This window comes from Streptomyces sp. NPDC030165 (assembly GCF_055573595.1).
Map to the genome: position 1 here is coordinate 1 of NZ_JBVIBD010000003.1, position 21,536 is coordinate 21,536.

At 73.0% G+C, this 21,536-nt stretch carries 21 protein-coding genes; 12 read left to right on the top strand and 9 right to left on the bottom strand.

Annotated features, from left to right (window positions below; genetic code table 11):
* Nucleotides 1-187: 187 nt before the first annotated feature.
* Nucleotides 188-337, bottom strand: coding sequence for a hypothetical protein (locus tag ACZ4Z1_RS06445; protein ID WP_468485438.1), 150 nt, complete (start codon nucleotides 335-337; stop codon nucleotides 188-190).
* Between the two features lie 64 nt (nucleotides 338-401).
* Here ACZ4Z1_RS06445 and ACZ4Z1_RS06450 point away from each other — a divergent pair, with 64 nt between their 5' ends.
* The 4 genes from ACZ4Z1_RS06450 to ACZ4Z1_RS06465 all read left to right on the top strand — a co-directional run bounded on the left by ACZ4Z1_RS06450 (nucleotide 402) and on the right by ACZ4Z1_RS06465 (nucleotide 4,803).
* Nucleotides 402-1,037: an HAD family hydrolase gene (locus ACZ4Z1_RS06450; protein ID WP_468485439.1), complete on the top strand. Its 636-nt coding sequence runs from the start codon at nucleotides 402-404 to the stop codon at nucleotides 1,035-1,037.
* Between the two features lie 109 nt (nucleotides 1,038-1,146).
* Nucleotides 1,147-2,331: a helix-turn-helix domain-containing protein gene (locus tag ACZ4Z1_RS06455; protein WP_468485440.1), complete on the top strand. Its 1,185-nt coding sequence runs from the start codon at nucleotides 1,147-1,149 to the stop codon at nucleotides 2,329-2,331.
* A gap of 282 nt (nucleotides 2,332-2,613) precedes the next feature.
* Nucleotides 2,614-2,946, top strand: a complete 333-nt coding sequence (locus ACZ4Z1_RS06460) for a DUF6415 family natural product biosynthesis protein (RefSeq protein WP_468485441.1) — start codon at nucleotides 2,614-2,616, stop codon at nucleotides 2,944-2,946.
* A gap of 1,023 nt (nucleotides 2,947-3,969) precedes the next feature.
* On the top strand, nucleotides 3,970-4,803 hold the full coding sequence (locus tag ACZ4Z1_RS06465) for a nucleotidyltransferase domain-containing protein (RefSeq protein ID WP_468485442.1): 834 nt from the start codon (nucleotides 3,970-3,972) through the stop codon (nucleotides 4,801-4,803).
* 62 nt (nucleotides 4,804-4,865) lie between these two features.
* Here ACZ4Z1_RS06465 and ACZ4Z1_RS06470 read toward each other — a convergent pair whose 3' ends face one another.
* The 4 genes from ACZ4Z1_RS06470 to ACZ4Z1_RS06485 all read right to left on the bottom strand — a co-directional run bounded on the left by ACZ4Z1_RS06470 (nucleotide 4,866) and on the right by ACZ4Z1_RS06485 (nucleotide 7,736).
* A complete protein-coding gene (locus ACZ4Z1_RS06470) occupies nucleotides 4,866-5,168 on the bottom strand; it encodes a YciI family protein (protein WP_468485443.1) in 303 nt (100 codons plus the stop codon).
* Between the two features lie 160 nt (nucleotides 5,169-5,328).
* The gene (locus ACZ4Z1_RS06475; RefSeq protein WP_468485444.1) at nucleotides 5,329-5,850 is read right to left on the bottom strand and encodes a hypothetical protein; all 522 of its coding nucleotides are present in this window, start codon (nucleotides 5,848-5,850) and stop codon (nucleotides 5,329-5,331) included.
* Between the two features lie 474 nt (nucleotides 5,851-6,324).
* Complete coding sequence (locus ACZ4Z1_RS06480; protein ID WP_468485445.1) at nucleotides 6,325-6,540, bottom strand: ferredoxin; 216 nt, start codon at nucleotides 6,538-6,540, stop codon at nucleotides 6,325-6,327.
* A gap of 5 nt (nucleotides 6,541-6,545) precedes the next feature.
* The gene (locus tag ACZ4Z1_RS06485; protein ID WP_468485446.1) at nucleotides 6,546-7,736 is read right to left on the bottom strand and encodes a cytochrome P450; all 1,191 of its coding nucleotides are present in this window, start codon (nucleotides 7,734-7,736) and stop codon (nucleotides 6,546-6,548) included.
* Nucleotides 7,737-7,873: 137 nt separating this feature from the next.
* On the opposite strand from ACZ4Z1_RS06485, the gene ACZ4Z1_RS06490 reads away from it, so the two are divergent.
* A complete protein-coding gene (locus ACZ4Z1_RS06490) occupies nucleotides 7,874-8,542 on the top strand; it encodes a TetR/AcrR family transcriptional regulator (RefSeq protein ID WP_468485447.1) in 669 nt (222 codons plus the stop codon).
* A 63-nt stretch (nucleotides 8,543-8,605) separates the two neighbouring features.
* Here ACZ4Z1_RS06490 and ACZ4Z1_RS06495 read toward each other — a convergent pair whose 3' ends face one another.
* The gene (locus ACZ4Z1_RS06495) at nucleotides 8,606-9,172 is read right to left on the bottom strand and encodes a GNAT family N-acetyltransferase (RefSeq protein WP_468485448.1); all 567 of its coding nucleotides are present in this window, start codon (nucleotides 9,170-9,172) and stop codon (nucleotides 8,606-8,608) included.
* A 123-nt stretch (nucleotides 9,173-9,295) separates the two neighbouring features.
* Here ACZ4Z1_RS06495 and ACZ4Z1_RS06500 point away from each other — a divergent pair, with 123 nt between their 5' ends.
* Nucleotides 9,296-10,039 (top strand): endonuclease V, encoded by a 744-nt coding sequence (locus tag ACZ4Z1_RS06500; RefSeq protein WP_468485449.1) that lies wholly within the window; start codon nucleotides 9,296-9,298, stop codon nucleotides 10,037-10,039.
* Nucleotides 10,040-10,081: 42 nt separating this feature from the next.
* On the opposite strand, the gene ACZ4Z1_RS06505 is transcribed toward ACZ4Z1_RS06500, so the two are convergent.
* Nucleotides 10,082-11,299 carry a saccharopine dehydrogenase family protein gene (locus tag ACZ4Z1_RS06505; RefSeq protein WP_468485450.1) on the bottom strand — a complete coding sequence of 406 codons (1,218 nt, stop codon included), beginning with the start codon at nucleotides 11,297-11,299 and terminating at the stop codon, nucleotides 10,082-10,084.
* A gap of 240 nt (nucleotides 11,300-11,539) precedes the next feature.
* Between ACZ4Z1_RS06505 and ACZ4Z1_RS06510 the strand changes: the two genes are divergently transcribed.
* Nucleotides 11,540-12,469, top strand: a complete 930-nt coding sequence (locus tag ACZ4Z1_RS06510; RefSeq protein ID WP_468485451.1) for a dihydrodipicolinate synthase family protein — start codon at nucleotides 11,540-11,542, stop codon at nucleotides 12,467-12,469.
* A complete protein-coding gene (locus tag ACZ4Z1_RS06515; RefSeq protein WP_468485452.1) occupies nucleotides 12,466-13,944 on the top strand; it encodes a sialate:H+ symport family MFS transporter in 1,479 nt (492 codons plus the stop codon). Before ACZ4Z1_RS06510 ends, ACZ4Z1_RS06515 begins: the two co-directional genes overlap by 4 nt.
* Here the strand turns inward: ACZ4Z1_RS06515 and ACZ4Z1_RS06520 are convergent.
* Both ACZ4Z1_RS06520 and ACZ4Z1_RS06525 read right to left on the bottom strand, forming a co-directional pair.
* Nucleotides 13,920-14,354: a protein-tyrosine phosphatase family protein gene (locus ACZ4Z1_RS06520; protein ID WP_468485453.1), complete on the bottom strand. Its 435-nt coding sequence runs from the start codon at nucleotides 14,352-14,354 to the stop codon at nucleotides 13,920-13,922. The genes ACZ4Z1_RS06515 and ACZ4Z1_RS06520 overlap by 25 nt on opposite strands.
* 22 nt (nucleotides 14,355-14,376) lie before the next feature.
* Complete coding sequence (locus ACZ4Z1_RS06525; RefSeq protein WP_468485454.1) at nucleotides 14,377-15,114, bottom strand: MgtC/SapB family protein; 738 nt, start codon at nucleotides 15,112-15,114, stop codon at nucleotides 14,377-14,379.
* A gap of 357 nt (nucleotides 15,115-15,471) precedes the next feature.
* Between ACZ4Z1_RS06525 and ACZ4Z1_RS06530 the strand changes: the two genes are divergently transcribed.
* The 4 genes from ACZ4Z1_RS06530 (at nucleotide 15,472) to ACZ4Z1_RS06545 (ending at nucleotide 21,439) form a co-directional block, all read left to right on the top strand.
* Nucleotides 15,472-16,692 (top strand): CaiB/BaiF CoA transferase family protein, encoded by a 1,221-nt coding sequence (locus ACZ4Z1_RS06530; RefSeq protein ID WP_468485455.1) that lies wholly within the window; start codon nucleotides 15,472-15,474, stop codon nucleotides 16,690-16,692.
* A 49-nt stretch (nucleotides 16,693-16,741) separates the two neighbouring features.
* Nucleotides 16,742-17,896: an acyl-CoA dehydrogenase family protein gene (locus ACZ4Z1_RS06535; protein ID WP_468485456.1), complete on the top strand. Its 1,155-nt coding sequence runs from the start codon at nucleotides 16,742-16,744 to the stop codon at nucleotides 17,894-17,896.
* Nucleotides 17,897-18,017: 121 nt separating this feature from the next.
* The gene (locus ACZ4Z1_RS06540; protein ID WP_468485457.1) at nucleotides 18,018-19,232 is read left to right on the top strand and encodes an acetyl-CoA C-acetyltransferase; all 1,215 of its coding nucleotides are present in this window, start codon (nucleotides 18,018-18,020) and stop codon (nucleotides 19,230-19,232) included.
* A gap of 32 nt (nucleotides 19,233-19,264) precedes the next feature.
* On the top strand, nucleotides 19,265-21,439 hold the full coding sequence (locus ACZ4Z1_RS06545) for a 3-hydroxyacyl-CoA dehydrogenase NAD-binding domain-containing protein (protein ID WP_468485458.1): 2,175 nt from the start codon (nucleotides 19,265-19,267) through the stop codon (nucleotides 21,437-21,439).
* The last annotated feature ends 97 nt before the right edge of the window (nucleotides 21,440-21,536 follow it).

A 21,536-nucleotide genomic window follows, 5' to 3' on the forward strand; every position in this document is an offset into this window, starting at 1 on the left:
GCACGCGCCGCTTCAGCTCCCGCTCGACGTCATACCGGCTCTGCCCGGTCGCCTCGGCGTGCGCGGTGATGGCGGCCTGGACGGCCTCGGCGGTGCCGGTGGTGAGCGCCCCGGCCTGGATCTCCGCCCAGGCAGCGGTCTCCAGCTTGATCAAATCGTCAGTGAGTTCGATAGCCACTGGCTGATATTACGCCGCCATGGCCAAATCCCGGCGCACCGCCGCCGCCCACACCTCCAGCAGCGCCTCATACTCCGCCCGCTCCTCCGGCCACAACCCCCGGCCCGAGCGGGCGGCCATGAAGCGGCGGATCGCGTCGTTCGCCTCCACGGTCGTCATGGCGGGGATCTTACGGGCGGCCACTGACAATCTCACCAGGATTCCAGGCCCGTAGGCTGGCCGCATGATCGAAGCGGTGGTGTTCGACATCGGAGAAACCCTGACCAGCGACGAGCGCTACTGGCGCGACTGGGCCGACTGGCTCGACGTACCCCGGCACACCCTCTCCGCCCTCGTCGGCGCAGTCGTCGCCCAAGGCCGCGACAACGCCGACGCCGTCCGTCTCCTCAAGCCCGGCGTCGACATCGCCGCCGAGTACCGGGCCCGCGAGGCCGCCGGACGCGGCGAGCACCTCGACGAGAGCGACCTGTACCCCGACGTCCGCCCCGCCCTCCAAGCCCTCCAGAACGCCGGGCTGCGCGTCCTGATCGCAGGCAACCAGACCACCCGCGCAGGCGACCTCCTGCGCGGCCTGGACCTGCCCGCCGACGCCATCGCCACCTCGGGCGACTGGGGTGTCGCCAAGCCGCACCCGGACTTCTTCCGGAGGGTCGTCGAACTCGCCGGCACCGCGACCGACCAGGCCGTCTACGTCGGCGACCATCCCGCCAACGACATCGCCCCCGCCCGCGCGGCCGGCCTGCGCACCGCCCACATCCGCCGCGGCGCCCTCGGTCACCTGTGGGCCGACACCCCCGACGCCGCAGCCGCCGACTGGCGCATCAACGCCCTGCACGACCTGCTGCCCCTCATCCGCTGACCGGCGCCAACACCACGGCCCCGCCCGCGCATTGCGGACGGGGCCGTTCGCGTACCCGCACGTCGCCGCGCGGGTACGGTTCGGAGTGGACGCCCCGAACGGAGCCAGTATGCCCGCCATCGTGTACCGCGGGGTAGGCGCACGCGTCGCCTACCAGCGCCGCCTCGCCGCCCTCACCCAGGCCCAGCTCGCCACCGCCGCAGGCATCGCCCTCGGCACCCTCCGCAAGATCGAGCGCGACGAGCGGGGCGCCTCCGACGCGGTCCTCGACGCCCTCGCCGACGCCCTCGGCATCGACGCCCCCGACCTGCTGCCCGGCAAGGACCGGCCCGACGACCGTGTCCACCAGGCCATGCCCGCCCTGTCCACCGTCATCGCCACCTACGACATGCCCGCCGACGGCCCCGTGCGCCCCCTGCACCAGCTGCAGGCCGCAGTAAAGGACGTGGTCGGCTGGCGGCTCGCCGCCCAGTACGTGCGCATCACCCGCCACGCCCCCGACCTCCTCGCCGAACTCTCCCGCGCTCTGCACACCGCACCGGCCGGTGAACGCGCCACCACGGCGGCGCTCCTGGTCGCCGCCTGCCGGGCCGCCGACGCCGTCGCCTACAAGTACGGCGCCCGCGACCTGTCCGCCCGCCTCGTCGACCTCATGCGCTGGGCCGCGCCGCAGGCCGAGGACCCCCTGCTCGACGCCACCGTCGCCTACGTCCGTACCGAGACGTTCTTCGCCGCCCGCGCCCACGACGCCGGGCTCCGGGCCCTCGAACAGGCCGCCGACGCGGCCCTCCGCCGCAACGACACCGCCACACTCGCCGCCCGCGGCGCCCTGCACATGCGAGCTGCCGTCATCGCCGGCCGCGCTGGGCAGGCCGCCACCGCCGAGACTCACCTCGACGAGGCGCGCGCTCTCGGCGACCGCGTCCCCGAAGCCACCTACGGTGGCACCGCGTTCGGCCCGGACAGCGTCCGCATCCACGAGGTGTCCCTCGCCGTCAGCCTCGGCGACGCCCACACCGGCCGCGCCCTGGACCTGGCCCGCGAATGGCAGCCCCCCGCACACCTGCCCGCCGAGCGCCGCTCCGGCTTCTACATCGAACTCGCCCGGGCCCAGCTCTGGGCAGGGCAAGCCGACCACGCCTTCGAATCCCTCAAGGTCGCCCGCCGCATCGCCCCGCAGCACACCCGTGAACACCGCTGGGTACGCGAGGACACCGCCACCCTGCGCCGACTGAAGAGGGCGGACGCCGAAACGCTCAACAACTTCGCCGCTTGGTGCCGCGCGGGCGAGTAACCCCACTACCCCTCACAGGGGTACTTGTGCCCCTTGCGATGGATCACCATCGTCCTGCCCCCACCCCAAGGGAGATCAGGTGATCCCGCTCGTTGCGCCGTCGGCGCCTCCGGATACCAGCAACATCAGCATCGCGCGCCTGCACGGAGAAGCGTGCTGGTGGTGCGGCGCCGCCCTCGGCACCCTTCACCCTGCCGGGTCGGTCACCACCCCCCTTCAAGGAGGCGGCTGCCGCCAATGGTTCATCGTCGCCTGCGACGCACACCAGGACCGGAGCGCAGCATGAGCACGGAAGCACGCGCCGACATGGCGACCATCCAGCGCACCGTCACCACCGCGCTGTCGATGCGGCACGAACCCGCCTCCATGCCGACGCTCCGGGACATCGACCGGCAGCTGCGCGAGCACATCACGCGCCTGCTGCCCGAGGCCGACCGCGCCGCGGGCGGGCTGTGGCACGGATCCATCGACTGGTACCGCCAGGCCGCCACCCTCGACGCGATCCGCTCGCACGCCAGGCCGCTGCCCGCCTCACCCCTGTCCGCCCTGGCCGACATCGAGCAGCGGGCCCGGCACCTCCAGTGGCTGCTCGACCAGCACGCACCGCCGCTGTGACGCCCCACGCCCGCAGCTCAGGCCACAGCTTGCACGGTGGGTGACAAAGTCACGCGGGGTGTAAAGGAAGCACGCCGGGACGCTCGGCGCACATCTAGCGCATATGCCAGAGTGGGTTGTTCACTCATCAACAGGTATCGCTGGGATCCCGTAGTCCGGGGCTACACAAGCCGCTGAACAGCACCAGAGGGTTACCACGGGGGCATCGAACAGGATGAGCATTGCAGCCAGAACGACACCGTCACGCCGTTCAGGGGCGTGCATGACCCGCAGCGCCTACGTACTCAACCTCTACCAATGGGCCGAGGGCGATTGCTTCCGATGCGCGGCCCGGGACGTGCCCACGGCGCGGCTGGGGCAGATCCCTACGCCCATCGGGGATACCTACCAAATTCGGGCGTGTCAGACGTGCGTGCTGGAGCTGGAGGAAGAGCGGCGCCGCCACGCCCAGCGTCACGGCCTGCCGTACCGCCCGGGCGCATTGGGTGGGCCATGCTCGCCGTAGACGCGCCGCCCGCCGCCCCCGGCCTCTCGCCGGGGGCGGTTTCGTTGCGTAGACGGCCTGGTGGCGGCACGGATTCTCAGGGAGCACACAGGGAGATCCGGTGCCTAGGGAGCGTGCAGGGAGGAGTAGAAGTCTCGCCACGTCTCAACATGTCTCGCCACGTCACTCGACATCACCACAGGTGGAAAGTGTGTGGCGACTGAGGGCGGACGTAACTCCTGACGCCGGTCAAGTGTGTAGCCAGATCCAGGGCTTCTGGCTCAACGGGGGGCGCTGGCCCACCCCGGCCCCGTAGCGGCGGAGGCGGCCGCCGGCCCGTAGTGGCGCGGCCGTTCCCACGGCCCTCGTCCGGCGTGCGGAAATCCGTTGGGCCCCGCAGGTCATGGCCCGTACCATGCGCCGCATGGGCATTTTCATCTGAGCAGACGGACGTGGTCCCAGGCCACCGGCCCGGCGTGCGCCGCCGGGCCGGTGGCGTCCGTCCGTATGCCCGTACACCTGCTCAGGAGGCACCACCCATGGATCGCACGCCTGCCTCGTCCTGCCCCGCCCTCGACCGCCGTATCGCACGCCTGCGCGAGCTGGCCGAGGCCGAGCCCCGGCTGGAGGGCGTCCTGCTCTACGGCTCGTGGACCCTCGGGGAGGCCGACGCCCACTCCGACATCGAGGCGTACCTGTACGTCCGCGACGCGCACGCCGACACCTTCGACGGCCGGGAGTTCATCGGCCGTATCGCTCCGCTGAAGCTGGCCTACACCAACATGTACGGCATCCTGGCCGTCGTCTTCGACGACCTGATGCGCGGCGAGTTCCACCTGGTGGCCGCCGGGCCGGGCATCGACGAGGTGCCCACCTGGCGCGGCATGGTCCAGCTGCCGGACCCGGGCGCCGCCGTCCTGCTGGACCGCAGCGGACGGCTGACGGCCGCGGCCCGCCACCTCGCCGACCCTTGCCCGCCGGAGCCGGGACCTACCGCCCAGCAGCTCACCGACGAGCTGGCCAACTGGACGCTGATGCTCGCCCACGTCCTGGGGCGAGGTGAGACGGCCCGCGCACACGCCCTGCTGCACACGGTCGTGGCCCCGCAGCAGCTCCAGCTGTGCCGGCTGCTGCGCGGGTCCACCACGCACTGGCTGACTCCCAGCCGTGCTCTGGAGCAGGACCTGCCGGCCGCCGACCGCGACCGTTACACCGCGACCACCGCGCCCGCCGTGCTCCCGGCCGTACGGACGGCGGCGCGGGCGAGCTGGCGGTGGAGCCGGGAGCTGGCCGGTGAGGCGGCGGCCCGGTGGGGCACCGAGGTGCCGGCCGCGCTGCACGAGGAGATCGCCGGGCTGCTCGGCCGCGGGTGACCGTTCCGTCGGCCGGGCCCGGGGCGTACGGCGTGCCGAGCCCGGCCGCTCGGGAGGGCCGCTCAGGAAGGAGGCAGCTGCTCCCTGTACGGCTCCAGCTCCGGCGCGGTGGTGGTCGCCACGAACTCGGTGATCCGGTAGTCGCAGACGCCCGCGACCGTGAAGGGGTCCTCCGCCACGATCCGCTCGGCCGTCGCCCGGTCCGCCACGGAGGCGAGGATGACGCCGCCGTCGCGCGGCACCTTGCGCCCGGCGGCCAGGAAGTGCCCGGCCGCGTAGTTCTTCTTGAGCCACTCCACGTGGTCGGGCAGTGCGGCGTCGACGCGCTCCAGCGGCGCGGTGTAGGTCAGCTCCAGTACGAACATGAGTGCCATCGTATGCGGCGGTGGTCACCGCGCTGCCGGAGCCCCGGGGGCCGGCCCGTCCCGGGGCATGCTCCGGCCGCTGTGCCCCGCCGGGCCGGGAGGTGGGGACCCGGCAGGGGCACAGCGGCCCGGAGTGCCGCGGAATCGGTGGTCCAGGCCGTCAGGACTGGTTGTTCTGGCGGCGGCGCAGGAAGTAGGTGCCGCCGACCGCGGCGGTGGCCAGGACCGCGGCACCCGCGACGATCTCCGTGGTGTTGGAGTCCTGGCTGGTGCTGCCGACACCGGTGTGCACCTTGCCGTGCGGCCGCTTGGCGTCGGTCTTGAAGCTCGTGAACCACTGCTTGCCGTCGGGGCAGTTACCGTTCACGCCCCAAGACGTGTAGCGGCCGAGCTTGTTGGGGCCGCCGCTGAGCTGGGACGCCACCCGGGCGGTCCCGCGGTACGTCTTGCCGTGCTTGTGGGTGCGGTAGAGGTAGATCGTGCCGCTGCGGAAGCCCTGGGAGGAGGCGGCGATGCGCTTGGCCTTGCCCGTGTCGCAGGTGACGGTGACGGTGACGGCTCCGCCGGGGCCGGTGAGCTTCGGGCTGGTGGTGGCCACCGGCTTGGCGAGCGCGGCGCCGGTCGACAGGCCCAGGGCGGCGATGGTCAGGCCGGAAGCGGCGATGATGCGAGTGGAACGCATGGTTGATCCTCCGGCAGCGCGGAGGCGGCGCGGGTGCGCCGCGGCAGATCGGATGGATCCGCGCTGACGCATTTGAGATAAGCCTCGGCGCGCCGTCCCCGCCCGGTGAGGATCCGTCAGGTAAGGTACCGCCCTCCGGCGTGTCGGCCCCCGCCGGACGGCGTTGCGGCAGGTCACTGCGCCGACACGCGGTCGGCGATTTGTCCGCGCCGGGCAGGGACAGACGGGTGAGGAGCGGCCGCGCCGCTGTAGGCCGTTCGGGGCGGCCGTGAACGGTTCGCGAACCGCCCGCCCGACCCGGCGACCCACCGGCCGCCGCCACCCGTCCCCCGCATGCTCGCCCGGTCGTCCGTGAACGGCTCGCCCAGTGCCGACAGACCGCCCCCAGTGCCGGCGGACCGCCCGGTGCCCCGCGCCACCCGCCCTCCCGCGACACGCCGTCAGGCCCGCCCCGGTGTCCTCACCCGCGCCCCGTCACGGCCGCGGCCCGACGACCGTGTCACCGTCCCGGATCAGGATCGCCATGGCCGGACAGGAGTCGGCCGCGTCCAGCGCGTCCTCGTCCTCGGGGATCTCCTCCTTCAGCGGCCGGGCGTGCGGCCCGTCCAGGACGAAGAGGCCCGGGGCGATGCCGGCGCACATGCCGGACGCCATGCACTGCTGCCCGTCGATCGAGGCCTTCCAGGTCATCCGGCTCACCACCCCACCGGCATCTCGCGCGGGCCGCGGACCAGCATCTGGTCCTTCCACACCACGTCACCGGCCACGTGCAGCGTCGGGAAGCGGGTGATCAGGGCGATCAGCGCCTCCTGGAGCTCCAGCCGGGCCAGCGGCGCGCCGAGGCAGTGGTGCACCCCGTGGCCGAAGCCGAGGTGCTGGTTGCCGTCGCGGGCGATGTCGAGGGTGCCCGGCTCGTCGAAGCGCAGCGCGTCCCGGTTGGCCGCGCCCACCGCGACCAGGACCGGTTCACCCGCGCGGACCAGCGTGCCGCCCACTTCGATGTCTTCGGTGGCGTAGCGGGGAAAGGCCGCGCCGCTGCCCAGGGGGACGAAGCGCAGCAGCTCCTCGACAGCGTTCTTGACGAGCGCGGGCTCGGCGCGCAGCCGCTCCAGTTCACCGGGGTGGTCCAGGAGCGACAGGACGAAGTTGGGGATCTGGGTGGCGGTGGTCTCGTGCCCGGCGACCAGGATGCCGACGCACAGGTCGGTCAGTTCCAGCTCGGTCAGCCGGTCGTTCACGTCGCGGGCCTCGATCAGCCGCGTCATGATGTCGTCCCGCGGCTGCGTGCGGTGTTCCTCGATCAACTTCGCCATGTAGGCGCGCAGTTCCTCGCGGTTGGACTCGAACTCCTCGGCCGTCAGGGAGCTGGTGGACAGCGCGGCGTCGCTCCACGTACGGAACTTGGGCCGGTCCTCCTCGGGCACGCCGAGCATCCGGCAGATGACCGCGACCGGGATGGGCAGCGCGTAGCGGTCCACCAGGTCGACGGGCGGTCCGGCGGCCTCCAGCTCGTCGATCAGCTGGTGCGTCAGCTCCCGCACCCACGGCCGCAGCTTCTCCACCTGGTGCACGGTGAACGCCTTGGCCACGAGCGTGCGCAGCCGGGTGTGGTCGGGCGGGTCCATGCTCAGGATCCCGCTGTTCTGCCGGCCTTCGGCCTGCCGCGGCTCGTCGCGGTCGAGCCCTTCCGCGCGGCTGAAGCGCCGGTCGCCGAGGACCAGCCGCGCGTCGGCGTAGCGGGTGGCGAGCCAGGCCGGTTCGCCGTACGCCATCTGTACCCGCAGCAGTCCCGGCCGGTCGCGGACCTGTGCGTAGGTGTCGGACAGGGTCAGACCGTCGGGTTCGTTGAACGGGTAGGCAAGGGGCGTCGTGTCGGCTGTGGTCACCGGGGGCCTCCCTCGTGTAAGCAGCTGCTTACAAAGTAGAGGGGGGTTCTTGGTACGGTCAACGCCCCTGCGCGATCATCGGGTTGTCGGGGCGTCAGGCCCCGTGGACGCGTGGGAAGGGACGAGAGGAGCAGCCGATGGACGGGAACGAGCCGCCGGCCGGGCCGGTGACCGGTACCGAACGCGTACCGGACGTGCCCGCTCCGGAACCGGGGACGGGCGGTCCCGCACGGCGCCGCGGAGCACAGGGAACCCGTCTGCTGCTCCTGGAGGCGGCGGCCGCGCTGTTCGCCGAGCGGGGCTACGAGCGGGCGACCGTACGCGACATCGCGGAGCGGGCCGGCGTCAACCAGGCCTTGCTCTTCCGCTACTTCGGTTCGAAGAAGGCCCTGTTCGGCGAGGTGGCGGCGCTCGGTGGCCGGGAGCAGCTGCACAGCACCCCGCCCGGCGAGCTGTTCGAGGCGGCGCTGCGCGGGATGCTCGGCCACCGGGGCGAGGACCCGGGGGACCGCGCCCTGGAGACATTCCTGCGCTCCATCGGGGACAGCGACGAGATCACCACCGCCGTACGGGAGATGGGCGACGATTACGCGCGGGTGCTCGCCACCCTGAGCACCGCCGACGACCGCGGGCTGCGCGCCGACCTCGCCCTGTCGTGGATGCTCGGTATCGGCCTGATGCGGGTGGTCGTGGGCAAACAGCCGCTGGCCGACGCGGACCCGGACGCCGTGTGCGCGCTGGTCACCGGCGCGCTCGGCGCCCTCCTGGAAGACCTGCCGCGGTCGGCGCCGCCGCCGGCCGGGTGACCGTACGGGGACGGCAGGCCCGGGCACCGCGGAAACGGCACGCCCGGTGGGCGCGCCTCCCGGTCACCGGCCGGCGGCCGCCCGCTGCTCGCGCCACTCCGGGGCCAGCACCGACCAGACCTCCACGTCGTGGCGTACGCCGCCGCGTGCGTAGCTCTCCCGCAGCACCCCGTCACGCACCAGTCCGAGCCGCTCGGCCAGCTTGATGCTCGCCGTGTTGCCCGAGGACGCCCGCCACTCCACACGGTGGATGCCGCGTTCCTCGACCGCCCAGTCGACGATCACCCGGATCGCCCGCGTGACGAGCCCGCGCCCGACGGCCGTCTCCTCCAGCCAGCAGCCGACCTCGCAGTTCCCGGCGGCCGCGTCGAAGGTGCGGAACAGGACGCCGCCGACGAGCGTGCCGTCCGCCCAGATCCCGTACAGCCGCCCGCTGTCGGCAGCCGCCTTGTCCGCGTACGACTGGAGGAACGCCCGGGTGGAGGGGAGGTCGGTGCTCAGGTCGGTCAGGCCGATGAAGCGGCCGATGTACTCCCGGCCGCGCTCCATGTGCGCCAGGTACTCCTCGGCGTGGTACGGCTCCAGGGGCCGCAGTTCGGCACCGTCGTCGCCCAGCGAAATCGCGAACATTCCCGTTCCCCGTCACTCGTCGTTCCGCGCCCGCCCGGGAGCGCGCCGCGCGCATCATCACACACGGCCGCGGCCGGACCACAACGACTTTCCCGCCCGCCCGTTCGATACCGTGGCCCCACCATGACGAACGACGCTGCGATCTCCCTCGACGACGAGCTGGCCCACTGGCCCACCGATGAGGCCGGGGCGCTGGCCACCCAGGACCGGCTGCGCGCGCACGTACGGCGGGAGCAGTCCGGGCCCGAGCCGGGTTTCGCCGGGACGGTCGTCGGTGTGGACGTCGCCTACGACGACGAGCGTGACCTGGTGGCCGCGGCGGCCGTCGCCCTGGACGGCGTCACGCTCGCGGTCGTCGAGGAGGCCACCGCCGTCGGCCGGATCTCCTTCCCGTACGTGCCGGGCCTGCTGGCCTTCCGGGAGATCCCCACGGTGGTGGACGCCCTCCGCCGCCTCACCCGCACCCCGGACCTGGTGGTCTGCGACGGCTACGGGCTCGCGCACCCGCGCCGCTTCGGCCTCGCCAGCCACCTCGGCGTGCTCACCGGCCTGCCCACCGTCGGCGTCGCCAAGAACCCGTTCACCTCGCGGTACGAGCTGCCCGGCGTGGAGCGCGGCGCGTCCTCACCGCTGCTGGACGGCACCGCCGAGGACGGCGGTACCGGTTGCGAGGACGAGGTGGTCGGGCGGGCGCTGCGGACGCAGAAAGGCGTCAAGCCGGTGTTCGTGTCGGTGGGGCACCGAATCGACCTCGACCGGGCCTGCGCGCACACCCTCCACCTGACGCCCAAGTACCGCATCCCGGAGACGACCCGGGCCGCCGACGCGCTGTGTCGGCGCGCCCTGTCCCAGGCGCGCGCCGGCTGACGGCCCGGGCGTCCGGTCGGGCCACCGGGGCCGTACGCCCGGTCAGACCACCGGGTCCGCGCCCGGCCTGGACTCGGCGACCACCCGGAAGGTGATGCCCGCCCGCTGGAGCCGCCCGGTCAGCGCGTCGCCCATCGCGACCGCCGTGGTCACCTGCCCGGTTGTCGCGGGCAGGTCGTCGAAGGCCAGGCTCAGCGCCGACTCCGCGAGGATCTTCGCCGTCTCGTCGTAGCCCGGGTCGCCGCCCGAGACCTCCGTCAGGACGCGCCGGCCACCGCCCTCGCCGACGAACCGCACGGTGAACCGGCTGCGCGCCCGGCGCTCCTCGTCCGGGCCCGCGCCCGGCGCCAGCCGCCCCGACAGCCAGCGGCGCGCGGGCGGCACCTGCGCGACCGCGCACGCCGCGCCCGCGCCCAGCACGCCGCCCACGGCGACCGGCAGCCACTTGACGGCGGCGAAGTGGCGGTAGCGGAAGTCGGGTCCGTACTCCTTCAGCCCGGCCGCCGAGCGCGCGACCACATGGGGGTCGAGCGTCGGCAGCGGCACGGCCCATGCCCGTACGACGCCGTTGCGGTACGGCCGCCCGAGCGGCGCCCGTACCGTACGGCCCGCCGGCCGCGCCTCCAGACGTTGCCGGTCGCGGGCGGCGCGCGCCATGCCCAGCGGACGCGAGGCCGCGGTCAGCGCGGAGGCCAGTGTGCCGCCGGAGACGCTGCCGTTGCTCCGTACGAAGCCGTCGACGCGCAGCGGCACGCCGGGCGGCAACTGGCCTACGGTGAAGCGCGCGCCCAGGTCCGCCGGTACGCAGTCGAAGCCGCAGGCGTGCACGAGGCGGGCGCCCGACGCGCGCGCCGCCGCGTCGTAGCGCACGTACGTGCGGTCGACGAACTCGGCCTCGCCGGTCAGGTCGGCGTAGTCCGTACCCGCTTCCGCGCAGGCGGCTACCAGCGCGTCCCCGTAACTGAGGTACGGACCGACGGTCGTGGCGAGCACGCGGGTGCTCGCGGCGAGCGTGCGCAGCGACCCGGGGTCCTCGATGTCGGCACCCAGCAGGGGGAGGGCCGCGCAGGCCGGGTCGGTCTCCGCCAGGTCGTCCCGCAACTGGGCGAGCTTCGTGCGGTCGCGGCCGGCGATCGCCCAGCGGCAGCCCTCGGGCGCGTGCCGGGCCAGGTACGCGGCGGTCAGCCGCCCCACGAATCCGGTGGCGCCGAACAGCACCAGGTCGTGGGGGCGTGCTGCGGTGTCCTGCCGTGCTGTCACGCCTGCCTCCGCATCGGTTCCCCGGCCGTGGCGCCGGCCGGTGCGGCGCCACGCTAGGCAGCGGCCGGCCGTCCGTCAACGAGGGGCCCGTCGCAGGCGGTCTTGACACGCCAGGGTGGCTGGTCCACATTCACCCGCACGTCCGCCAACATGGGACGTCCGACGTCCGGAATGTTCCTGGCCGGCCGGGCCGCGCCGGTTCCCGCACGGCACGCGGCACGAGCAGAAAGCTGGTCACCGATGCGCCCTCCCGCGCCGCTCACCGGTGTAGTCCCGCCGCTGTGCACCCCGCTGACCCCGGACGGCCGGGTCGACACCCGCTCGCTCGCCGCGCTCACCACCCGGCTCGCCGGCGCCGGGGTGAGCGCACTGTTCGTCCTCGGCTCCAGCGGCGAGGCCGCCTACCTGACGGACGCCCAGCGCCGCACCGTCGTCGAGACGGTGACCGAGGCGGCCGGGGGACGGCTGCCCGTACTGGCCGGCGCCATCGACATGACCACGCCCCGCGTGCTCGAACACGCCCGCCGGGCACGGAGCCTGGGCGCCGACGCGATCGTGGCCACCGCGCCCTTCTACGCGCGCACCCACCCCGCCGAGATCGCCGACCACTTCCGGCGCGTGCGCGAGGGCGCCGGCCTGCCGCTGTTCGCGTACGACATCCCGATGGCCGTGCACACCAAGCTGCCCGCCGACACGGTGGTCACGCTCGCCCGGGACGGCGTACTGGCCGGCCTGAAGGACAGCAGCGGCGAGGACGGCGCGCTGCGGCGCCTCCTGGTGCGGGTGCGCGCGCAGGCACCGGACTTCTCCGTGCTCACCGGATCGGAACTGACCGTGGACGGTGCCCTGCTGGCAGGCGCCCACGGCGTCGTCCCCGGCCTCGGCAACGTCGACCCGCACGGCTACGTACGCCTGTACGAGCACGCCGCGGCGGGCCGCTGGCGCGAGGCCGCCGCCGAACAGGACCGGCTCACCGCCCTCTTCGCCCTCACCGACGCGGGCGACCCGGCGGTCATGGGCCGCAACTCCTCCGCGTTGGGTGCCTTCAAGGCGGCCCTGCGCCTCCAGGGCGTCATCGACTGCCCGGCCACCGCACCGCCGCAGATCCCGCTGGACGAGGCCGCCGTCGGCACGGTCCGGCGATGCCTGGAGGAAGCCGGACTGCTGTGAGGGCGCGCCCCGCGCAGGGCCCCCGGGACCGGCGCACGCGCTGGTACCGGCAGGTGACGCCCCGCCAGTGGAAGGCGATGTCCGCCGCCTGGGTGGGCTACCTCCTGGACGGCTTCGACTTCGTCCTGATCACCCTCGTGCTGACCGAGATCGCCGACACGTTCGGCCTGAGCACGGCCGGCGCGGCGTCCCTGGTGTCCGGCGCGTTCATCACCCGCTGGCTCGGCGGGGCGCTCCTCGGCGCGATGGGGGACCGGTACGGGCGCAAGGCCGCGATGATCGCCAGCATCCTCCTGTACTCCCTGGGCACCTTCGCCTGCGGTTTCGCCTGGGACTGGACCAGCCTGTTCGCCGCCCGGCTGGTCATCGGCATGGGCATGGCTGGGGAGTACAGCGCCAGCGCCACGTACGTCCTGGAGAGCTGGCCCGCCGCCCTGCGCAACCGCGCCTCCGGCTTCCTCATATCCGGCTACGCGGGCGGCACGGTCCTCGCCGCCCAGCTGTACCGGTGGGTCGTGCCGCACTGGGGCTGGCGCTGGATGTTCTGGATCGGGGTGCTGCCCGTCCTGGTGGCGCTCTGGGTCCGCAGGTCGCTCCCGGAGGCGGACGACTGGAGCGCCGAGGTGGCAGCCGCCGGGGAGCGCCCCGACCCCTTCCGGCCGCTGTTCGCCGGGCGCGCCCGGCGCCGGCTCAACATTCTGCTCGCGGCCGTCGCGTCCGCCGCCCTCTTCTGCGTCTTCACCCCGGCCGGTTCCGGACACACACCCTGGCTGGCGGCGCTCGCCGCGCTCTGTCTCACCGCGTTCGCCGTGCAGCTCGGCGGCCGGCGCGGCTGGGTGCTGTACGTGTCCCTGACGGTCACCGTGTTCTGCGCGTTCCTCTACAGCTGGCCCGTCCAGGCGCTGCTGCCCACCTACCTCAAGACCGAGCTGGGGTACGCGCCCGCGCAGGTCGCGGACGTGATGTTCTACGCCGGGTTCGGCACGATGGCGGGCTGCTGGCTGGCCGGTTTCACGGGCGACCGGTTCGGCACCCGGCGCGCGTACGCCGGGACGCTGCTGGCCTCCCTCGCGTTCGTCTTCCCGGTGTTCGCCGTCCAGGACAGCCTGGTCGCCCTGGGGGTGCTGCTCTTCGGGCTGCTCGCCCTCGGCCAGGGCATCTCGGGCATCCTGCCCAAGTACCTCGCCGGACACTTCCCGACGGCGGTCCGCGCGGCGTCGCTCGGCTTCGTCTACAACGTCGGCGCGCTCGGCGGGGCGGTCGCCCCGGTGCTCGGCGCCCGGCTCGCCGAGAGCATGTCACTGGGCCGGGCGCTGGCCGTCCTCACCTTCGGGCTGACGCTGGTCGTCATCGTCCTGGTGGGCGGCGACGTACCGGTACGGCTCGCCCGCCTGCTGGACCGTGCGGTGGTGGGCGACCATTTGGTGCCCGCCGGGGAGGGGACGGACGGTCAGCGTCCGAAACGGCTCACGTAACGCCGCTGCCAGGGCGTCTCGACGGCGCGGTGGTCATAGCCGCGGCGTACGTAGTCCACCGCCTGCTCGGCTGGCACCCCGTCGAGGACGGCGAGGCAGGCCAGCGCCGTACCGGTCCGGCCGCGGCCGCCCCCGCAGGCGATCTCGACGCGCTCCGTCTCCGCGCGTTCCCACGCCTCGCCGAGGAGTTCCCGAGCCCGCGCGCGGTCGCTCGGCAGCCGGAAGTCCGGCCAGCGCAGCCAGCGGGCCTCCCAGGGGACCTCGGGCGGCTCCTTGCCCAGCAGGTACACGGCGAAGTCCGGTGCCGGACCCGGCGGCAGCGGGCGGCGCAGGCCGCGCCCCCGGACCGTGCGCCCGGAGGGCAGCCGGAGCACCCCTGTGCCGGTGTCCTGCCAGACCGTGCTCACCATGCCGTGTTCCCTTCCCCGTCCGTCACTCCGTACGGTCCGACTCCCGCCCCAAGGACACCCCGCGCACGCCGTCCAGCTCCGACAGCTGTTCCACGAGCGGGTGCGCCGAACCCGTGCCCTCCAGCCGCAGCAGCACCTCGGCCGGAACCTGGTCGTCCGAGCCCGTCTCCACCTGGACGTCGGTCACCTGGAAGCCGCTGCTGGTGCACATCTCCAGCATCCGGCCCAGCAGACCGTGCTGTGCACGGTAGCTCAAACGCAGTTCGACGCGCTCGACGAACGGCGCACGCCGCCGCCCGGAGAACAGCTTCGGAAACCCGCGCACGACGAGGAAGTGGACGAGGGTCGCGCCCAGGGCCAGCAGGGGCAGGCCGCCGCCGCAGGCCATGCCGATGGCGCAGGTCAGCCAGATCGTGGCGGCGGTCGTCAGGCCCCGTACCGCGTCCTTCTTCACGAAGATCAGGCCGCCGCCGATGAAGCCGATGCCCGAGACGATCTGCGCGGCCACCCGGGACGGGTCCAGCGCGACCCCGTCCGTGCCCAGCAGCGCGTAGAAGCCGTGGACCGAGACCTCCATGAACAGCGCGCTGCCCACGCCGACGAGGGTGTGGGTACGCAGCCCCGCGCTCTTCTGCTGTACCTGCCGCTCCAGCCCGATGAGGCAGGACAGGAGCAGCGCCAGGGCCAGTTCGGCGAACTGGCGCAGGCCCTGACCGTGGCTGACGTCGAACAACGGTGATGCGAGGTGCGTATGAGGCATTCGGCCATTGTCCCTCCGTGATCGGCGGGCGGGCCGTTGTCAGTGGTCGCCGCTAGCGTGGTTTTCACGATGACCGGCAGGCGGCCGGTCCGGAGCGGAAGGCGGTGGGTGCGGTGGGTGCGACGGCGCGGCGGTCCATATCCGGGTGCGGGCTCATCGCCGGGTCCGACGGGGGAGCGCGCCGCTGGTGAAGTGGCGCGTGAAGGCCCGTGACGGCGGTGGGAGTTGACCACCGCCGCCACGGGCTTTTTCCGTACCGGTCCGGGGCCGTGGGGGCTTGTGGAAAGTGGAACACGTTCTTAACATCACGAGTGTTACATCAGTAGTGTCACAGTGCTGCGGAGCTCAGGGGGCCCGATGGCAGGGACAGGGAACGGCGGCCCGCTGAGCGGGGTGCGCGTGGTGGAGCTGGCCGGCATCGGGCCCGGCCCGTTCGCCGCGATGCTCCTGGCCGACCTCGGCGCCGACGTGGTCCGCGTCGACCGGCCCGGCGGCTCCGGCCTCGGCATCGACCCGGCGTACGACATCACCAACCGCAGCAAACGCTCCGTGCTGGTGGACCTGAAGTCCGCCGCGGGCCCCGGTCAGGTGCTGGACCTCGTGGAGCGCGCCGACATACTGATCGAGGGGTACCGCCCCGGCGTCGCCGAGCGCCTCGGCATCGGCCCGGACGCCTGCCTGGAGCGCAACCCACGGCTGGTGTACGGCCGGATGACCGGCTGGGGCCAGCAGGGTCCGCTCGCCCCCACCGCCGGACACGACATCGGCTACATCGCCGTCACCGGAGCGCTCGGCATGATCGGCCCGCCCGACGGCCCGCCCGCCGTCCCCGCCAACCTCCTCGGCGACTACGCGGGCGGCTCCCTCTACCTGGTCGTCGGCGTCCTGGCCGCCCTCCGGCACGCCCACACCGAAGGCGGCCGCGGTCAGGTCGTGGACGCGGCCATCGTCGACGGCACGGCCCACCTCACCGCGATGATCCACGCCATGCTCGCCGCGGGCGGCTGGCAGGACCGCCGCGGCGCCAACCTCCTGGACGGCGCGGCGCCGTTCTACGGCACGTACGAGACCGCTGACGGCGGCCACATGGCGGTCGGCGCCCTGGAACAGCGCTTCTACGGCGAGTTCATCCGGCTGCTCGGCATCGGGGACGAGGCGCCCGCCCGCGACGACCTGGCCGCCTGGGAGGAGCTGCGGACCGCCATCGCCGCCCGCTTCAAGACCCGTACGCGTGAGGAATGGACGGCCGTCTTCGAGGCGTCCGACGCCTGTGTGGCGCCGGTGCTCTCCCTGCGCGAGGCGCCCGGCCACCCGCACCTCGCCGCCCGCGGCACCTTCGCCGACCACGGCGGCATCACCCAGCCCGCACCGGCCCCGCGCTTCTCCGACACCCCCGGCGCGATCCGCCGGCCACCGGCCCAGCCCGGCGCCGACACGCTCGACGTGGCCCGCGACTGGGACGTCCCGGCGCTCGCCGACCGCCGGGACCCGACCGCCGGCACGGACGGCGGCACGGTCTGGCCCGACGGCACCCGGGCCGCTGACGCCGGTTCCCGTACACCGGGAGCGGACGGCTGATGGACACCACCCCGCTGCCCCACCGCCCGCCCCGAGGAGGCCCCACGCGATGACCGCGCAGCTCGAGCGCCGAATCTTCACCGAGGACCACGACGCCTTCCGCCGCACGGTGCGGACCTTCCTCGAACGGGAAGTCCTGCCGCACTACGACCAGTGGGAGAAGGACGGCATCGTCAGCCGCGACGCCTGGCGCGCGGCGGGCAAACAGGGCCTGCTGGGCCTGGCCGTCCCCGAGGAGTACGGAGGCGGCGGCACCTGCGACTTCCGCTACGCCGCCGTACTGGCCGAGGAGTTCACCCGGGCCGGCGCCGCCGGGCTCGCCGTCGGCCTGCACAACGACATCGTCGGCCCGTACCTGACCCAGCTCGCCACCGAGGAGCAGAAGCGCCGCTGGCTGCCCGGCTTCTGCAGCGGCGAGACCATCACCGCCATCGCCATGACCGAGCCCGGCGCAGGCTCCGACCTCCAGGGCATCCGCACCACCGCCGAGGACCGCGGCGACCACTGGCTGCTGAACGGTTCCAAGACGTTCATCTCCAACGGCATCCTCGCCGACCTGGTCATCGTCGTCGCCAGGACCACACCCGAGGGCGGCGCGCACGGCCTGAGCCTGCTGGTCGTCGAGCGCGGGGCGGAGGGCTTCGAACGCGGCCGCAACCTGGACAAGATCGGCCAGAAGGCGCAGGACACCGCCGAACTGTTCTTCACCGACGTACGGGTGCCCAAGGAGAACCTCCTCGGCGAGTTGAACGGCGCGTTCGTCCACCTGATGACCAACCTCGCCCAGGAGCGGATGGGCATCGCGGTCGCCGGGATCGCTGCCGCCGAACACCTGCTGGAGATCACCACCACGTACGTCAAGGAGCGCGAGGCGTTCGGCAGGCCGCTCGCCAAGCTCCAGCACATCCGGTTCGAGATAGCCGAGATGGCGACCGAGTGCGCCGTCACCCGCGAGTTCCTGGACCGCTGCATCGTGGACCACTGCGACGGGAAGCTCGCCGCCGTACACGCCTCGATGGCCAAGTGGTGGGCCACCGAACTGCAAAAGCGCGTGGCCGACCGCTGTCTGCAACTGCACGGCGGTTACGGCTACATGAGCGAGTATCCGGTCGCCAGGGCCTTCACCGACGGCCGTATCCAGACCATCTACGGGGGCACCACCGAGATCATGAAGGAGATCATCGGCCGCTCCCTCCTCGGCTGACCGGCCCGCGGCACCCGACCCGCCGCACCCGGCCCGGACACCACACCGGCCCCCCGCCCCGGACCACCGACCCCACCCTCACCCGCTGCTCCCGAAACAAGAGCTGGAAAGGCTGCTCACCGTGACTTCCGAAGCGTACGTGTACGACGCGATCCGCACCCCGCGCGGCCGCGGCAAGGCCAACGGCGCGCTGCACGGCACCAAGCCGATCGACCTCGTCGTCGGCCTCATCCACGAGGTGCGCAGCCGCTTCCCCGACCTCGACCCGGCCGCCGTCGACGACATCGTGCTCGGTGTCGTCGGGCCGGTCGGCGACCAGGGCTCGGACATCGCCCGGATCGCGGCGATCGCCGCCGGGCTGCCCGACACCGTCGCGGGCGTCCAGGAGAACCGCTTCTGTGCATCCGGCCTCGAAGCGGTCAACACGGCCGCCGCCAAGGTCCGCTCCGGCTGGGAGGACCTGGTCCTCGCGGGCGGCGTCGAGTCGATGTCGCGGGTCCCGATGGCCTCCGACGGCGGCGCCTGGTTCGCCGATCCGATGACCAACTTCGACACCGGCTTCGTGCCGCAGGGCATCGGCGCCGACCTCATCGCCACCATCGAGGGCTACTCCCGCCGCGACGTGGACGAGTACGCCGCGCTGTCCCAGGAGCGCGCCGCCGCGGCCTGGAAGGACGGCCGCTTCGCGCGTTCCGTCGTGCCCGTCACCGACCGCAACGGCCTGGTCGTCCTCGACCACGACGAGCACCTGCGGCCCGGCACCACCGCCGACTCGCTGGCCGGCCTCAAGCCGTCCTTCGCCACCATCGGCGACGTGGGCGGCTTCGACGCGGTGGCCCTGCAGAAGTACCACTGGGTCGAGAAGATCGACCACGTCCACCACGCGGGCAACGCCTCCGGCATCGTGGACGGCGCGGCCCTGGTCGCCATCGGCTCCCGCGAGGTCGGCGAGCGCTACGGCCTCACCCCGCGCGCCCGCATCGTCTCCGCCGCGGTCTCCGGCTCCGAACCGACGATCATGCTCACCGGCCCCGCGCCCGCCTCCCGCAAGGCGCTGGCCAAGGCCGGGCTCACCATCGACGACATCGACCTCGTGGAGATCAACGAGGCGTTCGCCGCCGTGGTGCTGCGCTTCGTCAAGGACATGGGCCTGAGCCTGGACAAGGTCAACGTCAACGGCGGCGCCATCGCCATGGGCCACCCCCTCGGCGCCACCGGCGCGATGATCCTGGGCACCCTCGTCGACGAACTGGAGCGCCAGGACAAGCGCTACGGCCTGGCCACCCTCTGCGTCGGCGGCGGCATGGGCATCGCCACCGTCATCGAGCGCGTCTGACCCTCGTCCGCACCCACTACGGAGCACGCATCATGACCGAGTCCACCACCATCCGCTGGGAACAGGACGAGACCGGCGTCGTCACCCTCGTCCTCGACGACCCGGACCAGTCGGCCAACACCATGAACGAGGCATTCAAGACCTCGCTGACGGCCGTCGCCGACCGCCTGGAGGCCGAGCGGGACACCGTACGCGGCGTCATCTTCACCTCCGCCAAGAAGACCTTCTTCGCCGGCGGCGACCTGCGCGACCTGATCGCCGTCACCCCCGAGCACGCCGGCCGGGCGTTCGAGACCGGCCAGGGCATCAAGCGGGACCTGCGCCGCATCGAGACCCTCGGCAAGCCGGTCGTCGCCGCCATCAACGGCGCGGCCCTCGGCGGCGGTTACGAACTCGCGCTCGCCTGCCACCACCGCGTCGCCCTGGACACCCGCGCCACCAAGATCGGCCTGCCCGAGGTGACCCTCGGCCTGCTCCCGGCGGCCGGCGGCGTCGTCCGTACGGTCCGGCTGCTCGGCATCGCCGACGCGCTGCTGAAGGTGCTGCTCCAGGGCACCCAGTACAACGCCACCCGCGCCCTGGAGAACGGCCTGGTCCACGAGGTCGCGGCCACGCCCGAGGAGCTGATCGAGAAGGCGCGCGCGTTCATCGACGCCAACCCCGAGGCCCAGCAGCCCTGGGACGCCAAGGGCTACAAGATCCCCGGCGGCACCCCGGCGCACCCGAAGTTCGCCGCCAACCTCCCCGCCTTCCCCGCCAACCTGAAGAAGCAGCTCAACGGCGCCCCGTACCCGGCCCCGCGCAACATCCTCGCGGCGGCCGTCGAGGGCTCCCAGGTCGACTTCGAGACCGCGCAGACCATCGAGGCGCGCTACTTCGTCGAGCTGGTCACCGGCCAGACCTCCAAGAACATGATCCAGGCGTTCTTCTTCGACCTCCAGGCCGTCAACTCCGGTGCCAGCCGCCCCCAGGGCATCGCGCCGCGCACGGTCGAGAAGGTCGCGGTGCTCGGCGCGGGCATGATGGGCGCCGGCATCGCGTACGCCTGCGCCAAGGCCGGGATCGAGGTCGTCCTCAAGGACGTCTCCCTGGAGGCGGCCCAGAGGGGCAAGGCGTACTCCGAGGGCCTGCTCGCCAAGGCGCTGAGCCGCGGCCGGACGACCGAGGCCAAGCGCGACGAACTCCTCGCCCGCATCACCCCCACCGCCGACCCGCAGGGCCTGGCCGGCTGCGACGCCGTCATCGAGGCGGTCTTCGAGGACACCGCCCTCAAGCACAAGGTGTTCCAGGAGATCCAGCCCATCGTCGCCCCCGACGCGCTGCTGTGCTCCAACACCTCCACGCTCCCCATCACGGGCCTCGCCGAAGGCGTCGAGCGGGCGGCCGACTTCATCGGCCTGCACTTCTTCTCGCCCGTCGACAAGATGCCGCTGGTGGAGATCATTAAGGGCGAGCGGACCGGCGACGAGGCGCTGGCCCGCGCCTTCGACCTGGTACGCCAGATCCGCAAGACCCCCATCGTCGTCAACGACTCGCGTGGCTTCTTCACCTCCCGCGTCATCGGCCACTTCATCAACGAGGGCGTGGCGATGGTCGGAGAGGGCATCGAGCCCGCCTCCGTCGAACAGGCCGCGGCCCAGGCCGGCTACCCGGCCAAGGTGCTCTCCTTGATGGACGAGCTGACCCTCACCCTCCCGCGCAAGATCCGCAACGAAACGCGGCGGGCGGTCGAGGCGGCCGGCGGCACCTGGCAGGAGCACCCGGCCGACACCGTCATCGACCGCATGGTCGACGAGTTCGGACGGCCGGGCCGCAGCGGCGGCGGGGGCTTCTACGAGTACGGCGAGGACGGCAAGCGGGCCGGTCTGTGGCCGGGCCTGCGCGAGCACTTCACGAAGGCCGATGCCTCGATCCCCTTCCGGGACATGCAGGAACGGATGCTGTTCGCCGAGGCACTGGACACCGTCCGGTGCTTCGAGGAGGGTGTGCTGACCTCCGTCGCGGACGCCAACATCGGCTCCATCCTGGGCATCGGCTTCCCCGGCTGGACCGGCGGCGTCCTCCAGTACATCAACGGCTACGACGGCGGACTGCCCGGCTTCGTCGCCCGCGCCCGCGAGCTCCAGGCGGCGTACGGAGAGCGGTTCGCGCCGCCCGCGCTACTGGTGGAGAAGGCGGAGAAGGGGGAGAAGTTCGGCGACGCGTGACGCGCGTGGGGGGGGGGGGGGAAAAAAAAAAACCCCCCCCCCCCCCCCCCCCCCCCCCCCCCCCCCCCCCCCCCCCCCCCTCCCCCCCCCCCCCCCC

Coding starts and splice junctions, on each gene's coding strand:
- ACZ4Z1_RS06510 (WP_468485451.1), top strand. CDS start 11,540: ATGCGCCCTCCCGCGCCGCTCACCGGTGTAGTCCCGCCGCTGTGCACC.
- ACZ4Z1_RS06465 (WP_468485442.1), top strand. CDS start 3,970: ATGGATCGCACGCCTGCCTCGTCCTGCCCCGCCCTCGACCGCCGTATC.
- ACZ4Z1_RS06475 (WP_468485444.1), bottom strand. CDS start 5,850: ATGCGTTCCACTCGCATCATCGCCGCTTCCGGCCTGACCATCGCCGCC.
- ACZ4Z1_RS06495 (WP_468485448.1), bottom strand. CDS start 9,172: ATGTTCGCGATTTCGCTGGGCGACGACGGTGCCGAACTGCGGCCCCTG.
- ACZ4Z1_RS06470 (WP_468485443.1), bottom strand. CDS start 5,168: ATGTTCGTACTGGAGCTGACCTACACCGCGCCGCTGGAGCGCGTCGAC.
- ACZ4Z1_RS06535 (WP_468485456.1), top strand. CDS start 16,742: ATGACCGCGCAGCTCGAGCGCCGAATCTTCACCGAGGACCACGACGCC.
- ACZ4Z1_RS06530 (WP_468485455.1), top strand. CDS start 15,472: ATGGCAGGGACAGGGAACGGCGGCCCGCTGAGCGGGGTGCGCGTGGTG.
- ACZ4Z1_RS06460 (WP_468485441.1), top strand. CDS start 2,614: ATGAGCACGGAAGCACGCGCCGACATGGCGACCATCCAGCGCACCGTC.
- ACZ4Z1_RS06480 (WP_468485445.1), bottom strand. CDS start 6,540: ATGACCTGGAAGGCCTCGATCGACGGGCAGCAGTGCATGGCGTCCGGC.
- ACZ4Z1_RS06490 (WP_468485447.1), top strand. CDS start 7,874: ATGGACGGGAACGAGCCGCCGGCCGGGCCGGTGACCGGTACCGAACGC.
- ACZ4Z1_RS06520 (WP_468485453.1), bottom strand. CDS start 14,354: ATGGTGAGCACGGTCTGGCAGGACACCGGCACAGGGGTGCTCCGGCTG.
- ACZ4Z1_RS06445 (WP_468485438.1), bottom strand. CDS start 337: ATGACGACCGTGGAGGCGAACGACGCGATCCGCCGCTTCATGGCCGCC.
- ACZ4Z1_RS06545 (WP_468485458.1), top strand. CDS start 19,265: ATGACCGAGTCCACCACCATCCGCTGGGAACAGGACGAGACCGGCGTC.
- ACZ4Z1_RS06500 (WP_468485449.1), top strand. CDS start 9,296: ATGACGAACGACGCTGCGATCTCCCTCGACGACGAGCTGGCCCACTGG.
- ACZ4Z1_RS06450 (WP_468485439.1), top strand. CDS start 402: ATGATCGAAGCGGTGGTGTTCGACATCGGAGAAACCCTGACCAGCGAC.
- ACZ4Z1_RS06455 (WP_468485440.1), top strand. CDS start 1,147: ATGCCCGCCATCGTGTACCGCGGGGTAGGCGCACGCGTCGCCTACCAG.
- ACZ4Z1_RS06525 (WP_468485454.1), bottom strand. CDS start 15,114: ATGCCTCATACGCACCTCGCATCACCGTTGTTCGACGTCAGCCACGGT.